The 16,740-nt window shown below is 74.6% G+C and carries 16 protein-coding genes; 10 read left to right on the top strand and 6 right to left on the bottom strand.

Annotated features, from left to right (window positions below; genetic code table 11):
• Positions 1-4: 4 nt before the first annotated feature.
• Together ACGFSH_RS05900 and cobI are read left to right on the top strand one after the other, a co-directional pair.
• A complete protein-coding gene (locus tag ACGFSH_RS05900) occupies positions 5-1,429 on the top strand; it encodes a cobyrinate a,c-diamide synthase (RefSeq protein ID WP_393345320.1) in 1,425 nt (474 codons plus the stop codon).
• Positions 1,426-2,157 (top strand): precorrin-2 C(20)-methyltransferase, encoded by a 732-nt coding sequence (gene cobI, locus ACGFSH_RS05895; protein ID WP_393345318.1) that lies wholly within the window; start codon positions 1,426-1,428, stop codon positions 2,155-2,157. The genes ACGFSH_RS05900 and cobI overlap by 4 nt, the downstream gene beginning before the upstream one ends.
• 29 nt (positions 2,158-2,186) lie before the next feature.
• Here cobI and ACGFSH_RS05890 read toward each other — a convergent pair whose 3' ends face one another.
• Entirely contained in the window at positions 2,187-3,065 is an 879-nt protein-coding gene (locus ACGFSH_RS05890; RefSeq protein WP_393345316.1) for a ZIP family metal transporter, read from the bottom strand.
• Between the two features lie 99 nt (positions 3,066-3,164).
• Here ACGFSH_RS05890 and cobM point away from each other — a divergent pair, with 99 nt between their 5' ends.
• From cobM to cobC, 5 genes are all read left to right on the top strand, one after another.
• Entirely contained in the window at positions 3,165-3,983 is an 819-nt protein-coding gene (cobM, locus tag ACGFSH_RS05885) for a precorrin-4 C(11)-methyltransferase (protein ID WP_393345314.1), read from the top strand.
• A complete protein-coding gene (gene cbiE / locus ACGFSH_RS05880; protein WP_393345312.1) occupies positions 3,980-5,245 on the top strand; it encodes a precorrin-6y C5,15-methyltransferase (decarboxylating) subunit CbiE in 1,266 nt (421 codons plus the stop codon). Before cobM ends, cbiE begins: the two co-directional genes overlap by 4 nt.
• Positions 5,242-6,957 carry a precorrin-3B C(17)-methyltransferase gene (cobJ, locus tag ACGFSH_RS05875; protein WP_393345310.1) on the top strand — a complete coding sequence of 572 codons (1,716 nt, stop codon included), beginning with the start codon at positions 5,242-5,244 and terminating at the stop codon, positions 6,955-6,957. Before cbiE ends, cobJ begins: the two co-directional genes overlap by 4 nt.
• Before the next feature lie 139 nt (positions 6,958-7,096).
• Positions 7,097-8,038 carry a sirohydrochlorin chelatase gene (locus tag ACGFSH_RS05870; RefSeq protein ID WP_393345308.1) on the top strand — a complete coding sequence of 314 codons (942 nt, stop codon included), beginning with the start codon at positions 7,097-7,099 and terminating at the stop codon, positions 8,036-8,038.
• Entirely contained in the window at positions 8,028-9,101 is a 1,074-nt protein-coding gene (cobC, locus tag ACGFSH_RS05865) for an Rv2231c family pyridoxal phosphate-dependent protein CobC (RefSeq protein ID WP_393345306.1), read from the top strand. The genes ACGFSH_RS05870 and cobC overlap by 11 nt, the downstream gene beginning before the upstream one ends.
• Positions 9,102-9,161: 60 nt before the next feature.
• On the opposite strand, the gene ACGFSH_RS05860 is transcribed toward cobC, so the two are convergent.
• The 5 genes from ACGFSH_RS05860 to ACGFSH_RS05840 form a co-directional block, all read right to left on the bottom strand.
• A complete protein-coding gene (locus tag ACGFSH_RS05860) occupies positions 9,162-10,148 on the bottom strand; it encodes an SCO1860 family LAETG-anchored protein (RefSeq protein ID WP_393345304.1) in 987 nt (328 codons plus the stop codon).
• Positions 10,149-10,390: 242 nt separating this feature from the next.
• Positions 10,391-11,482 carry an amidohydrolase family protein gene (locus ACGFSH_RS05855; protein WP_393345302.1) on the bottom strand — a complete coding sequence of 364 codons (1,092 nt, stop codon included), beginning with the start codon at positions 11,480-11,482 and terminating at the stop codon, positions 10,391-10,393.
• Between the two features lie 18 nt (positions 11,483-11,500).
• Entirely contained in the window at positions 11,501-12,295 is a 795-nt protein-coding gene (locus ACGFSH_RS05850; RefSeq protein WP_393345300.1) for an amino acid ABC transporter ATP-binding protein, read from the bottom strand.
• Positions 12,292-13,125, bottom strand: coding sequence for an amino acid ABC transporter permease (locus tag ACGFSH_RS05845; protein WP_393345298.1), 834 nt, complete (start codon positions 13,123-13,125; stop codon positions 12,292-12,294). Before ACGFSH_RS05845 ends, ACGFSH_RS05850 begins: the two co-directional genes overlap by 4 nt.
• A gap of 4 nt (positions 13,126-13,129) precedes the next feature.
• The gene (locus ACGFSH_RS05840; protein ID WP_393345296.1) at positions 13,130-13,996 is read right to left on the bottom strand and encodes a transporter substrate-binding domain-containing protein; all 867 of its coding nucleotides are present in this window, start codon (positions 13,994-13,996) and stop codon (positions 13,130-13,132) included.
• A 174-nt stretch (positions 13,997-14,170) separates the two neighbouring features.
• Between ACGFSH_RS05840 and ACGFSH_RS05835 the strand changes: the two genes are divergently transcribed.
• The 3 genes from ACGFSH_RS05835 to ectA all read left to right on the top strand — a co-directional run bounded on the left by ACGFSH_RS05835 (position 14,171) and on the right by ectA (position 16,707).
• Positions 14,171-15,280, top strand: coding sequence for a pyridoxal-phosphate-dependent aminotransferase family protein (locus ACGFSH_RS05835; RefSeq protein ID WP_393345510.1), 1,110 nt, complete (start codon positions 14,171-14,173; stop codon positions 15,278-15,280).
• Between the two features lie 65 nt (positions 15,281-15,345).
• Positions 15,346-15,873: a DinB family protein gene (locus ACGFSH_RS05830; protein ID WP_393345294.1), complete on the top strand. Its 528-nt coding sequence runs from the start codon at positions 15,346-15,348 to the stop codon at positions 15,871-15,873.
• 327 nt (positions 15,874-16,200) lie between these two features.
• Positions 16,201-16,707 (top strand): diaminobutyrate acetyltransferase, encoded by a 507-nt coding sequence (gene ectA / locus ACGFSH_RS05825; RefSeq protein ID WP_393345292.1) that lies wholly within the window; start codon positions 16,201-16,203, stop codon positions 16,705-16,707.
• The last annotated feature ends 33 nt before the right edge of the window (positions 16,708-16,740 follow it).

Below are 16,740 nucleotides of genomic sequence, written 5' to 3'. Positions count from 1 at the left end.
CGCCGTGCTGACCTCCCCCTCCCGCGTGCCCCGGCTGGTGGTCGCCGCGCCCTCCTCGGGCAGCGGCAAGACCACCGTCGCCACGGGCCTGATGGCCGCGTTCGCCGCGCGGGGACTCGCCGTGTCCCCGCACAAGGTCGGGCCCGACTACATCGACCCCGGGTACCACTCGCTCGCCGCCGGGCGGGTGGGGCGCAACCTCGACGCGTACCTGTGCGGGCCGGAGCTGGTCGCTCCGCTGTTCCGGCACGGGGCGCGGGGGTGCGACCTCGCCGTGGTCGAGGGCGTGATGGGGATGTTCGACGGGGCCGCGGGGGAGGGGGAGCTGGCCTCCACCGCCCAGGTGGCGAAGCTGCTGCGGGCGCCGGTGGTGCTGGTCGTCGACGCGTCGTCGCAGTCGCGGTCGGTGGCGGCGCTGGTGCACGGGTTCGCCTCCTGGGACCCGCTGGTGCGGATCGGGGGCGTGATCCTGAACAAGGTCGCCTCCGACCGGCACGAGGAGCTGCTGCGGGAGGCGCTGGAGGCGGCCGGGACGCCCGTGCTGGGCGTGCTGCGACGGGCTCCGCAGGTGGACACCCCCTCGCGGCACCTCGGGCTCGTGCCGGTCGCCGAACGGCGGGCCGCGGCGGTCGAGGCGGTCGCGGCGATGGCCGCGCAGGTGGCGCGCGGCTGCGACCTGGACGCGCTGCTCGCGCTGGCGCGGGGCGCCGGGGCGCTTTCCGACGCGCCCTGGGACCCGGCCGAGGCCCTCTCCACGGCCGCGGCCACGCCCACGCCGGCCCCCGGCGTCCCGGCGGCGCCCGCATCCGTTCCTGCGGCCGCGCGCAGGCCGGTCGTGGCCCTGGCCGGGGGCCCCGCGTTCACCTTCTCCTACGCCGAGCACGCGGAGCTGCTGTCCGCCGCGGGCGCCGAAACGGTCGTCTTCGACCCCCTGCGGGACGAGCGGCTGCCCGACGGGACGGACGCCCTGGTGATCGGCGGCGGGTTCCCCGAGGTGTACGCCGCCGAGCTGTCCGCCAACGAGCCGCTGCGCGGGGCCGTCGCCGCGCTCGCGGAGTCCGGCGCGCCGGTCGCCGCCGAGTGCGCGGGGCTGCTGTACCTGTGCCGCGAGCTGGACGGGCTGCCGATGTGCGGGGTCCTCGACGCGCGGGCCCGGATGTCCGAACGGCTCACCCTCGGCTACCGCGACGCCGTCGCCGTGAGCGACAGCGTGCTCGCCCCGGCCGGTACCCGGATGCGGGGGCACGAGTTCCACCGCACCGTCGTCGAGCCCGGGGCAGGGCCGGTCCCCGCCTGGGGTGTGCGCGCCCCCGAGCGGCGGGTCGAGGGCTTCGTACGGCAAGGCGTGCACGCGAGTTATCTGCACACGCACTGGGCGGCCGAGCCCGGTGCGGCCCGTCGGTTCGTCGAGAGGTGCCGGACGTCATGAGCAGCAGGCTGGTCGGAGTCGGGGTGGGCCCGGGGGATCCGGAGCTGGTGACCGTCAAGGGGGTCAACGCGCTGCGGGCCGCCGAGGTCGTCGTCGTGCCCGTGATGGACAGTGGCGAGCAGGGCCGGGCCGAGGCCACCGTGGTGCACTACGTGCCGCAGGACAAGGTCGTCCGGGTCGTCTTCGCGCTCAACGAGCGCACCGACCGGGCCCGGCGCGAGGCCGCGTGGGACGCCGCCGGGGAGCGGGTCGCCGAACTGCTGCGGCGGCACTCCCGTGTCGCCTTCGCGACCATCGGCGACCCCAACGTGTACTCCACGTTCACGTATCTCGCGCAGACCGTGGCACAGGCGGTGCCGGGCGTGGTGATCGAGACCGTCCCCGGCATCACCGCCATGCAGGATCTCGCCGCGCGGTCCGGGGCCGTGCTCACCGAGGGCACCGAACCGCTGACGCTGGTGCCGGTGACGGCGGGGTCGGCCGTGCTGAAGGACGCGCTCGCCGGACCGGGGACCGTCGTCGCCTACAAGTTCGGGCGGCAGGCCGCGGAGGTGGCCGAGGCGCTGCGCGAGACCGGGCGGATCCAGGACGCGGTGTGGGGGTCGGCGCTCGGGCTGGCCCAGGAGTCGATCCGGCCCGCCGGCGAGCTGGACGGCGAGCCCCTGCCGTACCTGTCCACGCTGATCGCGCCCGCGCGGCGCGGGGGCGGCCGGGGCGGCAAGCTGTGAGAGCCCCCGCGCCCTGGCCGCGCGCCCGCTCACGCGGCCAGGCCCACCACCAGCCAGATGAAGGCCGCGCCCGCGATCGTGCACAGCACGGTCGAGCGGGCGGGGTGCTCGTGGTGGGCCTCGGGAAGGATCTCGGCGGCCGCCAGGTAGAGCAGCGCGCCGCCGAAGAAGCCCAGGTAGCCGCCGAGCAGCTGCTCGGGGATGGTGACGAACGTCGTCGAGGCGGCGCCGGCGATCGGCGCCGCCGCGTCCGCGAACAGCATGGCGAGCGCCTTGCGCCGGGCGTTCCCGTACAGGCTGGTGATCGTGTACGTGTTGAAGCCGTCCGCGAAGTCGTGGGCGATGACCGCCAGGGCCACGGCGAGTCCCATGCCGCCGCCCACCTGGAAGGCCGCGCCGATCGCCACGCCGTCCATGGCGCTGTGGAAGACCATGGCGGCGGCCGCCGTCAGGCCGACCTCCGGGGCCCTGCCGTCCTGTGCTGCGCCGTGGCGGGCCGTGTCCTGACGGGCCGGGACGCCGGCGACCGTGCCCTCGTGTCCCGTGCCCTCGTGTCCGGGGCCTTCGGGGTCCGGTCCGGCGTGGTGGCGGTGACCGGGGTGGTCCCGGTCGGCCGGGGCGCAGGCGTGCTCCTCGGCGCCGTGGGCGGCCTGGCGGACGGCCAGCAGCCGTTCCACCAGATGGGCCACCAGGAAGCCCGCCACGAACAGCAGCAGCGCGGCCGGGACGCCGAACACCTCGGTGCCGGCCGCCTCCAGGGCCTCCGGCAGCAGGTCCAGGCCGACCACGCCCAGCATCAGGCCGCCGGCCAGGCCCAGCACCAGGTGACGGCGGTCGGTGACGCGTTGTGCCGTCCAGCCGCCTGCCAGCGTCATGAGGAACGCGCCGAGCGCGACGAAGACCGCCATAGGCCCTTGCTATCCGATCGACCCCCCATCGCGCACATCCGCACTGCCCGCCCACCCCGGTAAAGCAGCACAAAGCCCGTTATGAGAGGACCCGAATCCATGGCCGATGCCCCCACCGGCAAGGTGACCTTCGTCGGCGCCGGCCCCGGCGCCGCCGACCTGCTGACGTTCCGCGCCGCGCGCGCCATCGCCGAGGCCGATGTCGTGATCTGGGCCGCGAGCCTCGTGCAGGCGGAGGTCCTCACCCATGCACGGGAGGGCGCGGAGATCCTCGACTCGGCCGTCATGTCCCTGGAGGACGTCGTGGCCGTCTACGAGCGGGCGCGCGCCGAGGGGCTGAAGGTCGCCCGCATCCACTCCGGGGACCCCGCGCTGTGGGGCGGCACGCAGGAGCAGCTCGACCGGTGCGAGGAGATCGGCCTCGCCACCGAGATCGTCCCCGGCGTCTCCTCGTTCTCCGCGGTCGCCGCGATCGCCCGCCGCGAGCTGACGATCCCCGAGGTCGCCCAGTCCGTGGTCCTGACCCGGCTCGGCGGCGGCAAGACGCCGATGCCGCCGGGCGAGGAGGTGCGCGAGTTCGCCAAGCACGGCACCACCATGGCCGTCTTCCTGTCGGCCGCGCGCAGCGGGCAGCTCGTGCGGGAGCTGCTGGAGGGCGGCTACCCGACGTCCACCCCGGTCGTCGTCGCCCACCAGGCGACCTGGCCGGAGGAACTCGTCGTGACGTGCACCATCGGGACGCTGGAGGAGACGGTGAAGGAGCACAAGCTCTGGAAGCACACCCTCTTCCTGGTCGGCCCGGCCCTCGACGCGCACGGCACCCGCTCGCACCTGTACCACCCCGGTCACTTCCACGGCCACCGCAAGGCCGACCCGGAGGCCCGGCGGGCCCTGCGTTCGCGGGGCGCGAGCACATGAGCCGTCCCATCACGGTGTTCGGCGCGGGCACGGGCGCGCCGCTGCCCGCCGGCGTGGCGGCCGGGGCGGAGCTCGTCGTGGGCGGACGCCGGCATCTGGACGCCGTCGAGCTGCCCGCGTCCGCCGAGCGCATCGTGCTCGGCCCGCTGGCGCCGGCCCTGGACGCCATGGCGAAATACGTCGCCGAGGACCGGCGCGTGGTCGTGCTGGCCTCGGGCGACCCCGGCTTCTTCGGGATCGTGCGGGCGCTGGCCGAGCGGTTCGGGCCCCGGCTGCTCGACGTGCGGCCCGGCGTCCCCTCGGTGGCGGCCGCCTTCGCACGGCTCGGGCTGACCTGGGACGACGCCGTGGTCGTCAGCGCGCACGGGCGGGATCCGCGTACGGCGGTCAACGTCTGCCGGGCGCACCCCAAGACGGCCGTGCTGACCGGGCCGGGCGCCGGGCCCGCCGAGCTGGGCGCGGCCCTCGCGCGCAGCGCGCCCGGCCGGACGCTCGTGGTGGCGCGGTCCCTGGGCGATCCCGGACGCGAGCGCGTCGAGCGGGTCTCGCCCGCCGAGGCCGCCGCACGCGACTGGGGAAGCGCCGTGAGCGTCGTGCTGTGCCTGGACGAGACCCGGGCGCCGGGCCCGGCCCGCACGCTCGCCGGGCCCGCGGCCGGGCCGGCCGGGTGGGCGCTGCCCGAGGCCGGCTTCGCCCACCGCGACTCGATGATCACCAAGTTCGAGGTGCGGGCGCTGGCCCTGGCCCGGCTCGGTCCGCGCCCCGGCGAGCTGGTCTGGGACGTCGGCTCCGGTTCGGGCTCGGTGGCCGTGGAGTGCGCCCGGCTCGGGGCCGCCGTCAGCGCCGTGGAGAAGGCGGCGGACGGCGTGGAGCGCGTCCGCGCCAACGCGGCGGCCCACGGCGTCGACGTGCACGTGGTGCACGGCGCCGCGCCGGACGCGCTGGACGGGCTCGACGAGCCCGACGCCGTGTTCGTCGGCGGGGGCGGCGGCGACCTGCCCGGCATCGTGGCGCGGTGCGCGCGGCGGGCCCGGCGCACGGTCGTGGTCGCCCTGGCCGCGCTGGACCGGGTGCCCGCGGTGCGCGCCGCGCTCACCGGAGCCGGCCTCGACTGCGACGGGGTGCTGCTTCAGTCCTCGCGCCTGGCGCCGCTGCCGGGGGACGTGACCCGGCTCGCGGCGGCCAATCCCGTCTTCCTGCTGTGGGGGACCCGGCGCACGGCCGGCGCGTCCCCCGAGAACCGAGAAGGAGTTGCCCAGTGATCGGCCTCATCTGCGCCACCGCGGCGGGCGCGGCGGCACGCGACCGGCTGGCCGCGGCATGGCCGGACCGCACCCGCGTGTACGACGGGCCCGTGGGCGACGCCGTACGGCGGGCGTTCGGCGAGTGCGAGCAGCTCGTGTGCTTCCTCGCCACGGGGGCGGTCGTCCGGCTCGTCGCGCCCCTGCTGTCCGACAAGGCGTCCGACCCCGGTGTGGTGTGCGTCGACGAGGCCGGGCGGTTCGCCGTCTCGCTGGTCGGCGGACACGGCGGCGGCGCGAACGAACTCGCCTTCGCGGTGGGTGAGTTGCTGGGCGCGGAGCCCGTGGTGACCACGGCCACGGACGCGGTGGGCGTCCCCGGTCTGGACACCCTCGGCCTGCCCGTGGAGGGCGATGTGGCCGGCGTGACACGGGCCCTGCTGGACGGCGGGCCGGTCGCGCTGGACGCCGAGGTGGCGTGGCCGCTGCCGGCGCTGCCGTTCACGGCGGGCGAGCGCACGCCGGGCATGCCGGTCGTGCGCCTGACGGACCGCGCGGTCGCGCCCGGCGACGGCGAGGTGCTGCTGCGCCCGCCGTCCCTGGTCGTCGGCGTCGGCGCGTCCAGGGGCGTGCCGGCCGACGAGGTGCTCGGCCTGGTCGAGGGCGCGCTGCGGGACGCGGGACTGTCCCCGCGCAGCCTCGCCGCGCTCGCCACGGTGGACGCCAAGCGCGACGAGCCCGGCATCGTCGAGGCGGCCGCGCGGCTCGCGGTGCCCGTGGTGACGTACCCGGCCGAGGAGCTGGCGAAGGTCGAGGTGCCCAACCCCTCCGACGCGCCCCTGGCGGCCGTGGGCACCCCGTCGGTCGCCGAGGCGTCCGCGCTCGCCCGCGGCGGTGAACTCCTCGTCCCCAAGCGCAAGTCGGCGCGGGCGGACGGGCACGCCTCCATGGCCACCTGCGCCGTCGTGCGGCGTCCCGCGCGCGGCCGGCTCGCGGTCGTCGGGCTCGGTCCCGGCGCCCGCGACCTGCTCACCCCGCGCGCCACGGCCGAGCTGCGCCGGGCCGCCGTGCTCGTCGGGCTCGACCAGTACGTCGACCAGATCCGCGACCTGCTGCGGCCGGGCACCCGGATCCTGGAGTCCGGGCTGGGCGCCGAGGAGGAGCGGGCCCGCACGGCGGTCGAGGAGGCCCGGCGCGGACAGGCCGTCGCGCTCATCGGCAGCGGCGACGCGGGCGTGTACGCCATGGCCTCCCCCGCGCTCGCCGAGGCGTCCGACGACATCGACGTGGTCGGGGTGCCCGGCGTGACGGCCGCGCTCGCGGCCGGCGCGATCCTCGGCGCCCCGCTCGGCCACGACCACGTGTCCATCAGCCTCTCCGACCTGCACACGCCGTGGGAGGTCATCGAGCGGCGGGTGCGCGCGGCGGCCGAGGCGGACCTCGTGGTCACCTTCTACAACCCCCGTTCGCGGGGCCGCGACTGGCAGCTGCCCAAGGCGCTGTCGATCCTCGCCGGGCACCGGGAGCCCGCCACTCCGGTGGGCGTCGTGCGCAACGCGTCCCGGCCGGACGGCACCAGCAGGCTCACCACGCTCGCCGAACTCGACCCGGCCTGGGTCGACATGATGACGGTCGTCACCGTCGGCAACACCGCCACCCGGGACATCGCGGGACGCATGGTGACGCCCCGCGGCTACCGCTGGCAGGAAGCCGCGCCGGAGCGGCCCCGATGACCCGGTCCCCCGGCGCCGAACTCGACACCGCACCCGCACCCGCCCCCTCACCCGCAGCGGCACCCGCATCCGCACGGCCGCCGCATCCGCCCCTTCCCGAACTCGATCCCGAACCCGGTCCCGATCCCGAGGAGAACCAGTGACCACCCCGCCGCCCGCCCTGCTCATCGCCGGCCATGGCACCCGCGACGAGGCCGGAGCCGAGGCGTTCCGCGACTTCGTCCGGGAGCTGGGCCGCCGCCACCCGGAACTGCCCGTCGCGGGCGGCTTCATCGAACTGTCCCCGCCGCCGCTGGGCGACGCGGTGAGCGAACTGGTGGAGCGCGGCGTGCGGCGCTTCGCGGCCGTCCCGCTGATGCTGGTGTCCGCCGGACACGCCAAGGGCGACATCCCGGCCGCCCTGTCGCGCGAGAAGGAGCGCCATCCGGGGATCTCCTACACCTACGGACGTCCGCTGGGCCCGCACCCGGCGCTGCTGAACGTGCTGGAGCGGCGGCTGGACGAGGCGCTGGGCACGGCGGACCGCACGCCCGACGACGTGGCCGACGTGACCGTGCTGCTGGTCGGGCGCGGCTCGACGGACCCGGACGCCAACGCCGAGGTGCACAAGGCGGCCCGGCTGCTGTGGGAGGGCCGCGGGTACGCGGGCGTGGAGACCGCGTTCGTCTCGCTGGCCGCCCCGGACGTGCCCGGCGGGCTGGACCGCTGCGCGCGGCTGGGTGCGCGGCGGATCGTCGTCCTGCCGTACTTCCTGTTCACCGGCGTCCTGCCGGACCGGGTACGGCAGCAGACCGGGGACTGGGCGGCCGCGCACCCGGAGGTCGAGGTGCGCTCGGCCGACGTCATCGGCCCCGAGCCGGAGCTGCTCGACCTGGTGATGGAACGGTACGAGGAGGCCGTCAAGGGCGACCTGAGGATGAACTGCGACTCGTGCGTGTACCGGATCGCGCTGCCGGGCTTCGAGGACAAGGTGGGGATGCCGCAGCAGCCGCACTTCCACCCCGACGACGAGGGACACCACCACGGCGGGCACCACCACGACGGCCACCACCACGGGCACCCGCACTCCCATGCGCACTGAGGATCTGGCCGGGGGCCACGACCTGCGCCACCACGGCGACGCCGAGGTGCGCGGGGACGGATCCGGGCTCGTCGACCTCGCCGTGAACGTCCGCGCGGACACCCCGCCGCGCTGGCTGCGCGAGCGCGTGGCCGCCTCCCTCGACGGCCTCGCGGCCTACCCGGACGGGCGGGCCGCGCGGGCGGCCGTCGCGGCACGGCACGGGCTGCCCGTCGAGCGGGTGCTGCTCACGGCCGGCGCGGCCGAGGCGTTCGTGCTGCTGGCGCGCGCCCTGGAGGTCCGCCGTCCGGTCGTCGTGCACCCGCAGTTCACCGAGCCGGAGGCGGCGCTGCGCGACGCCGGGCACAGCGTGGACCGGGTGCTGCTGCGGGAGGAGGACGGCTTCCGGCTGGATCCCGCGGCCGTCCCCGAGGACGCGGACCTGGTGGTGATCGGCAACCCGACGAACCCGACGTCGGTGCTCCACCCGGCGGCGACGGTGCGGCGGCTGGCCAGGGCCGGGCGGACGCTGGTCGTCGACGAGGCGTTCATGGACGCGGTGCCGGGCGAGCGGGAGTCGCTCGCGGGGGCGACGGACGTGCCCGGTCTGGTCGTGCTGCGCAGCCTGACGAAGACCTGGGGGCTGGCCGGGCTGCGGATCGGGTACGTCCTCGCCGCGCCGGAGACGATCGCGGGGCTGGAGCGGGCGCAGCCCCTGTGGCCGGTGTCCTCGCCGGCGCTGGCGGCGGCGGAGGCGTGCATGGGGGCGCAAGCCCTCGCGGAGGCCGCGCACGCGGCGCACCGCGTGGCCGCGGACCGGGCCCATCTCGTGGCCGGGCTGGAGGAGTTCGCCGCCGACGGGCTGCGCGTGACGGGACCGGCGCAGGGCCCGTTCGTCCTGGTCCGGCTGCCCCGGGCCGCCGCCGTCCGGGGGCATCTGCGCACGCTGGGCTTCGCCGTCCGGCGCGGGGACACCTTCCCGGGTCTCGACGAGGAGTGGCTGCGCCTGGCGGTCCGCGACCGCACCACGGTGAACCGTTTCCTCCAGGCCCTGGACCAGGCGCTGTCCCTGGCCAAGGGCTGAGGACGGGGCCGGGGCGGGCCGCCGGGGGGACGTCCGGCGGCCCGCTCCGCATCCGTCCGGTCAGCCGCGGCGGCGGGACAGGGCCACCGCTCCGCCGCCCGCGAGCAGCAGCGCCAGTGCGCCGCCCGCCACGTACGGCGTCGCCGAACTCCCCCCGGTCCGGGCCAGGTCGGCCTCGGCGGGCGCGCCCTGGGCCTTGATGTCGGCCGCCGCGGGGGCGGCGGTGCTCGGCTCGGGGGTCTGCCCGGCCGCCGCCTCGCCGCTCTCGGCGGGTTCCTCGGGGCGCTGGGCCTCCTGTTCCTGTGCCGGCTCCGGCGCCGCGGGCGTCCGGCAGCTGGATCTCGCGAGCGTCAGAGTGCCGGTGACCTCGGCGACGTTGAGGTGCAACGGGTCGACGGAGACGGTGAGTTCGAGAGCGGTGGCGGCGGCCGTGCGGGAGGTCGTCTCGCGCTTGGACAGGTCGAGGCGGACCTCTCCCACACCGGGCGCCTTCACCCGGGTGACGCCGCCCGCGGCGACGGACACCCTCTTGCCCAGGACGGTCACCGAGCCGGGCAGGCGGGACACGGCGACCGGGGCCCTGCCCGCCTCGCAGGTCGCCTTCGAGGTGACGACGCCGACCTCGACGACGGAGAGCAGCGGAAGGCCGGGGACGTGCAGCCGGGCGTGGACGAGGCGGGTGGACGCCTCGGCCTTCGTGCCGTCGGCCGTGGCCTTCGCCTCGGCGACGTCCGCCCGCAGGACGCTGAAGGGCCGTCCCCCCGCGACGCCGTCGAGTTCGGCGCTCAGCGCGGTCTTCACGGCGCTGCGGGGAGCGCGCACCTCGTTGAGGGAGACGGCGAGCGGGACGTGGACGGTCCTGTTCACCAGGGCCACGTCGAGGCCGGTGCGCAGGACGGACGCTTCGGCGCGGCCCCGGCCGCCTCCGGTGGCGTGGGCGGCGTCCGCGCCGGCCAGGGCCGCGGGACCCGCGGCCAGGGCGGTGGCCGCCGCGACGGCGGCTGCGCGGCGGACGGGTGCGGGCATGCGGAAGGTGTTGCCGTACAAGGGTGGGACCCCCAGAAGAGACGCTTCGGGACCCCGCAAGAATTACGTACGAAGGGTGAACGGTCAGCGGGCCGACGTGAGTTCACTCCAACGTGGATTCCTCGCGCACGCCTTCGAATCGAACGGCACGCGCGTTCCCCCGAGTCACCCCCGCCCCACCGCCGGGTTCCGCCGCCGTGCCCCGCGCCCGAGCGCCGTCGCGCCCGCCGCGTCCGGCGCCGCGCGCCTCCCGCCCGCCCCCCTCAGCTCGTCACCTTCCCGTTCAGCACCACCCTGCGCGGCGCGGCCAGCACCCGGACGTCCGCGCGCGGGTCGCTTTCGTAGACCACCAGGTCCGCCGGGGCGCCCTCGGCCAGCCCCGGGCGCCCGAGCCAGGCGCGTGCGCCCCAGCTCGCCGCCGACAGCGCCGTGAGCGGCGGGATGCCGGCCGTGACCAGCTCGGCGACCTCCGCTGCCACCAGACCGTGCGCCAGCGAGCCGCCGGCGTCCGTGCCGACGAAGACGGCGATGCCGGCGTCGTGGGCGTTGCGCACCGTGTCGTAGCGGCGCTCGTGCAGCCGGCGCATATGGGCGGCCCAGCGCGGGAACCGGCCCTCGCCCGCGGCGGCGAGGTCCGGGAAGGTGGCGATGTTCACCAGGGTCGGGACGATGGCCACGCCCCGTTCGGCGAACAGCGGGATCAGGTCCTCGGTGAGGCCCGTCGCGTGCTCGACGCAGTCGATCCCCGACTCGACCAGATCGCGCAGCGAGTTCTCGGCGAAGCAGTGCGCGGTGACCCGCGCGCCCAGCCGGTGGGCCTCGGCGATGGCCGCCTCGGCGGCCTCCCGCGGCCAGCTCGGGGCCAGGTCCCCGGCCTCGCGGTCGATCCAGTCGCCGACCAGCTTGACCCAGCCGTCGCCGCGCCGGGCCTCCTGGGCGACGTAGGCGACCAGGTCGTCGGGCTCGATCTCGTGGGCGTAGCCGCGCAGGTAGCGGCGAGTGCGGGCGATGTGCCGGCCCGCACGGATGATCTTCGGCAGGTCCTCGCGGTCGTCGGCCCACCGGGTGTCCGAGGGCGAGCCGGCGTCACGGATCAGCAGGGCGCCCGCGTCGCGGTCGGTGAGGGCCTGCTTCTCGGCGACGTCCCGCTCGACCGGCCCGTGCGGGCCGAGGCCGACGTGACAGTGGGCGTCGACGAGTCCGGGCAGCGCCCAGCCCTCGGCGACGCGCACGTCGCGGGCGCCGACGGGACGGTCGTAGGAGATCCGCCCGTCGACGACCCACAGCTCGTCGCGGACGTCGTCGGGTCCGGCCAGGACCCGGCCCTTCACATGCAGCACCGCCTGATCGCTCATGACCGGCACCTTAGTGAGCTACCGGTCGGCGCCGCCCACCTGGTCGGATTTCCCCTCCTCCACCTCGGCCATCGCCGGGTCGAGGAGGCGGGAGAGGAAGTGGCGGGTGCGCTCGTGGCGGGGGTTGCCGATGACGTCGGCCGGGGCGCCGTCCTCGACGATCACGCCGCCGTCCATGAAGACGACCCGGTCGGCGACCTCGCGCGCGAAGGTCATCTCGTGGGTGACGACCATCATCGTCATGCCCTCGTCGGCCAGCATGCGCATGACGGCCAGGACGTCGCCCACCAGCTCAGGGTCGAGCGCCGACGTCGGCTCGTCGAAGAGCATCACCTCGGGGCCCATGGCCAGGGCGCGCGCGATGGCGACGCGCTGCTGCTGCCCGCCGGAGAGGGAGGCCGGGTAGGCGGCCGCCTTGTCCGACAGGCCCACCCGCTCCAGGTTCTCGGCGGCCACCTTCGCCGCCTCCGCCTTGCCGCGCCTGAGCACCCGGCGCTGCGGCAGCGTGAGGTTGTCGGTCACGGACAGGTGCGGGAAGAGGTTGAACTGCTGGAAGACCATGCCGATTCGGCGTCGTACGGCGTCGATGTCGACGTCGGGGTCGGTGAGTTCCGTGCCGCCGACGAAGACCTTGCCCCCGGACGGCTCCTCCAGCAGGTTCACACAGCGCAGCAGCGTCGACTTGCCGGAGCCGGACGGCCCGATCACGCAGACGACCTCGCCCCGGCCGACCTCCAGGTCGATGCCCCGCAACACCTCGTTGTCGCCGAACGACTTGTGGAGCGCGCGCACTTCGATCTCGGGACGGCTCATTTCACGGCCTCCTGGGCCTTCGCCTCCATGCGGCGCACGACGAAGCCGAGCGGGATGGTCACCAGCAGGTAGCACAGGCCCGCGACCAGGATCGGCGTCGAGTTGGCGGTCGTACTGGCCAGGTCGCGGCCGTACTTGGACAGTTCGCGCTCCTCCAGCGTCACTCCGAGGAGCAGCACCAGGGAGGAGTCCTTGAAGAGCATGATCAGCTCGTTGGTGAGCGGCGGGAGGATGATCCGGAAGGCCTGCGGGATGACGACGGAGACCATGGCGCGCGCGGGCGAGAAACCCAGCGAGCGGGCGGCTTCCGTCTGCCCCTTGGGCACGGCCTGGATGCCGGCGCGGAACGTCTCCGCCATGTAGGCGGCGCCGATCAGGCCGAGCCCGAGGGCGGCCTTGCCGTAGGTGCCGCCGACGATCTCGGTGCCGGGGAAGGCGAGCGGGACGGCCACGCCGATGAACACGAAGATCAGCAGGGCGGGCAGGCCGCGGAAGATCTCGATGTAGACGCCGGCCAGCCAGCGGTACGGGCCCACCGAGGACAGCCGCATCAGCGCGACGACCAGCCCGAGCAGCAGGCCGAGCACGAACCCGGACACCGTGTACAGGACAGTGTTCTTCAGGGCCAGCGTGATGACGTCCGGGAACATCTGCCGGGCGATGTCCCACTGGGCGAACTGGTTCTTCAGCCGGCCCCAGTCCGCCGAGACCGCGAAGACGATCACGGCTGCGACGAAGACGGCGTACTGCGCGCCCCGCGAGAGGCTGCGCTTCTGCCGCCGGGTCAGGCCCTTCTTCTTCGGCTGGAGGGATACGTCCGTGTCGGTCATGGGGTCAGGACGCCGAGGCGGAGGCCGACGGGGAGGCGGCCGACGCGTCGTAGGGGCCGATCCACTTCTCGTACAGCTTCTTGTACGTGCCGTCGGACTTCGCGTCGGCGAGCGCCTTGTTGATCGCGTCGACCAGCTCGGTGTTGCCCTTCTTCACCGTGAAGCCGTACTGCTCGCCGGTGTTGAGGTTGTCGACGACCTTGAAGGCGCCGGCGTTGGCCTTGTCCTTGAGCCAGCCCTGCACGACCGGGTAGTCGATGATGACGGCCTTGACCTGGCCGGTGCGCAGGCCGTTGAGGACGGCGTCGGAGGATTCGAAGGAGACCGGGTCGAAGCCCTGCTTCTTGGCGTAGTCCTCGCCGGTGGTCTGTGCCTGGGCGCCGAGCTTGACGCCCTTGGACTTCACGTCGGCGAGCGAGGCGACGCCCGCTCCCTTGTCGACCAGGACGGCCTGGGTGGCGTCGAAGTACGGGTCGGAGAAGTCGACGTTCTTCTTGCGCTCGTCGGTGATGGTCATGCCGGCGGCGGCCAGGTCGCACTGGCCGGAGTTGAGGAAGGCGCCGGTCTTGAAGTTCTCGAACGGCGTGTCGGTGATCACCTGCTTCACGCCCAGGTTCTTGGCGACGAGGTCGATCAGGGAGACGTCGAAGCCCTGCACCTTGCCGTCGATCTCCGACTGGAAGGGCGGATAGGGCAGGTGCGTGCAGGTGGTGAGCTGGCCCGCCTTGACGAGCTCGACCCCGCCGGCGGCCGTCTTGGAGCCGCTGCCCCCGTCGTCGGTGGAGGTGCAGGCGGCGGCCACGAGCATCAGCCCGGCCGTCGCGGTGGTGGCGGCCAGAACGCGGATCCGGCGCCCGGGGAGGGTGTTCACGGCGGGCCTTCCTGTAAGAGAGCTGAGGGTTCCGATTATAAGGAGAAGTTTGAGTGTCTCAAATCAATCTTATGGCTACAGGGCTGTTCGACCTAAGAAGTCGGCAATGGGAGGGGCCCGGCGGGCGCCGGTTACCCTCGTCACCCCTACCCCGTGAGTGAAGAGAGCACCCTCGTGACCCACCCGTTCCTGGACCTCGCCCCGCTGTCCGCCGCGCACTTCGCCTCGATCGAGGACCGGGTGGCCCGGCTGCTGGACACCCGGCAGGACGTCGTGATCATGCAGGGCGAGGCGCTGCTGCCGCTGGAGGGCGCGATCCGCGCCGCGGCCGGTCCGGGCACGACGGCGCTGAACGTGATCACCGGCCCCTACGGGCAGACCTTCGGCGACTGGCTGCGCGACTGCGGCGCGACCGTGATCGACCTGGCGGTCCCGTTCCACACCGCCGTCGGCGCGGAGCAGATCCGCACGGCCCTCGCCGAGCATCCGGAGATCGACTTCGTGTCGCTGGTGCACGCGGAGGCCGCCACCGGCAACACCAACCCCGTCGCGGAGATCGGCGAGGCGGTGCGGGCGCACGGCGCGCTGTTCTACCTGGACGCCGTCGCCTCGATCGGCGCCGAGCCGGTGCTGCCGGACGCCTGGGGCGTGGACCTGTGCGTGATCGGCGCGCAGAAGGCGATGGGCGGGCCGGCGGGCGTGTCCGCGGTGTCGGTGAGCGAGCGGGCGTGGGCGCGGATGGCAGCCAACCCGCGGGCGCCGCGCCGCTCGTACCTGTCGCTGCTGGACTGGAAGGAGCGGTGGGTCGACGCCGGCCGCAAGGCGCTCCCGCACGCACCGGCTCAGCTGGAGATGCTGGCGCTGGAGGCGTGCGTCGAGCGCATCGAGGCGGAGGGGACGGCGGCCGCGATGGCCCGGCACGCGCGCGCCGCGGCCGCGACGCGCGCGGGAGCGGTGGCGCTGGGCGGCGGCCTGGAGCCGTACGTGCGCGACGCGGCGGACGCGGCGCCGGTCGCCACCACCCTGCGCACGCCCGCGGGGGTGGTGGCGTCGGACCTGGTGGCCCGGGCCCTGGCGGGCGACCCGACGCTGCCGCTGGCCGCGGGCGGCGGCGCGCTGGCCGGGGAGATGATCAGGGTCAACCACTATGGTCCCGACGCGACCGTGGGAGCGGTACAGGGCTGCCTGGCCGCCCTCGGCGCCGCCCTGGCGGAGCACGGAGCGGACGTCGACCTGGAGGCCGCCCGCCGCAGCGTGGAGAACGCCTGGCGGCAGGAGCTCTGAGGCGCGCAAGCCGCGGGGCCCGGGGATCGCCTGACGGCTCCCGTCGGGGCTGCGATGCTGCCGGGATGACCCCTGACGCTCCGCGGACGCTGCCCGACGGCCGGCCCCTTCCCCTGATGACCGGCGACGAACTGCCCGTACTGGAGAGCTGGCTCGCCTTTCACCGCGCGACGCTGGAACTGAAGTGCGCGGGACTCAACGACGAGCAGGTGCGCCGGCGGTCGGCGGAGCCGTCCGGACTGACCCTGCTCGGCCTCGTCCAGCACCTGGCCGAGGTCGAGCGGAACTGGTTCCAGCGGGCTTTCGCCGGACTGGACGTGCCGCCGCTCTTCGAGGAGGAGACCGGATACGCCCTCGACGCCGGGCGCGGTCTCGAGGAGGCGATGGTCGTCTGGCGGCGGGAGGTGGCGCGCGGGCGCGAGCTGATCGCCGGGCGCTCGCCCGAGGACACCGGCCGGATCCCGGACGGGCCGATGGCGGGTCTGGAGGTCAGCCTGCGCTGGGTGCTCGTGCACCTGATCGAGGAGTACGCCCGGCACAACGGGCACGCCGACATTCTCCGCGAGCGCATCGACGGGACGACGGGGGTATGAATTACGGGAAGGAGATCCGAGTGGAATTCCGGTTCCCTTTCTTGTCCGTCACCCTTGCCATCGCCCTTTACCGGGCCTTTTTCACCCGTTCCCGCGCCGTCCCTTTTCCTGCATGATGTTCCCGAGTTCTCCTGCCCGAATATCACCGGACTAAACGCGAGGATTTTCCGGCGCCTCATCGTCACGTGATGCATTGCACAAGAGAGGCGCTTTGCCCTTTTTGTGCGGTGCAAAAAGGGATGAATCAGCCACGACCACCAGCGGCATCACGGAATCCCCACGACCTCTCCATGCGCTTTTGAATTTCGCTGGGTAAGTTCGATCCGCATGACCGCCGCACAAGCAGACCTGTGTATCGACCGTCCGTCGGTGGCGGACGGAGCCGCGCTATGGCGTATCGCCAAGGAATCCCGGACCCTCGATCTGAACTCCTCCTACAGCTATCTGCTGTGGTGCCGTGACTTCGCCGGCACCTCTGCGGTGGCGCGGGCGGAGAACGGCGAGCCGGTCGGGTTCGTCACCGGGTACGTCCGGCCGGAGGACCCGCACACCCTGCTGGTGTGGCAGGTCGCGGTCGACGCCGCGTACCGGGGTCGCGGTCTCGCCGCCGCGCTGCTCGACGGGCTGACCGCGCGGCTCGCCGCCGAGCGCCCGCTCACCGCCGTCGAGACCACGATCACGCCGGGCAACACCGCCTCCGAGCGGCTGTTCGCCTCGTACGCCGAGCGGCACGGGGCCGGCGTCACCCGCGAGGTGCTGTTCGACGCCGGGCTGTTCCCCGACGGCCCGCACGACAGCGAGGTGCTGTACCGCATCGGCCCGCTCGCCTTCTGAACCCCGCCCCGGCCCTCCCCGCCCGACCCCACA

Origin of the sequence: Streptomyces sp. NPDC048481 (assembly GCF_043200075.1) — a bacterium.
Classification (GTDB): domain Bacteria; phylum Actinomycetota; class Actinomycetes; order Streptomycetales; family Streptomycetaceae; genus Streptomyces.
The sequence above is the reverse complement of the archived record's forward strand: the minus strand, read 5'-3'. Positions and strand labels throughout refer to the sequence as shown.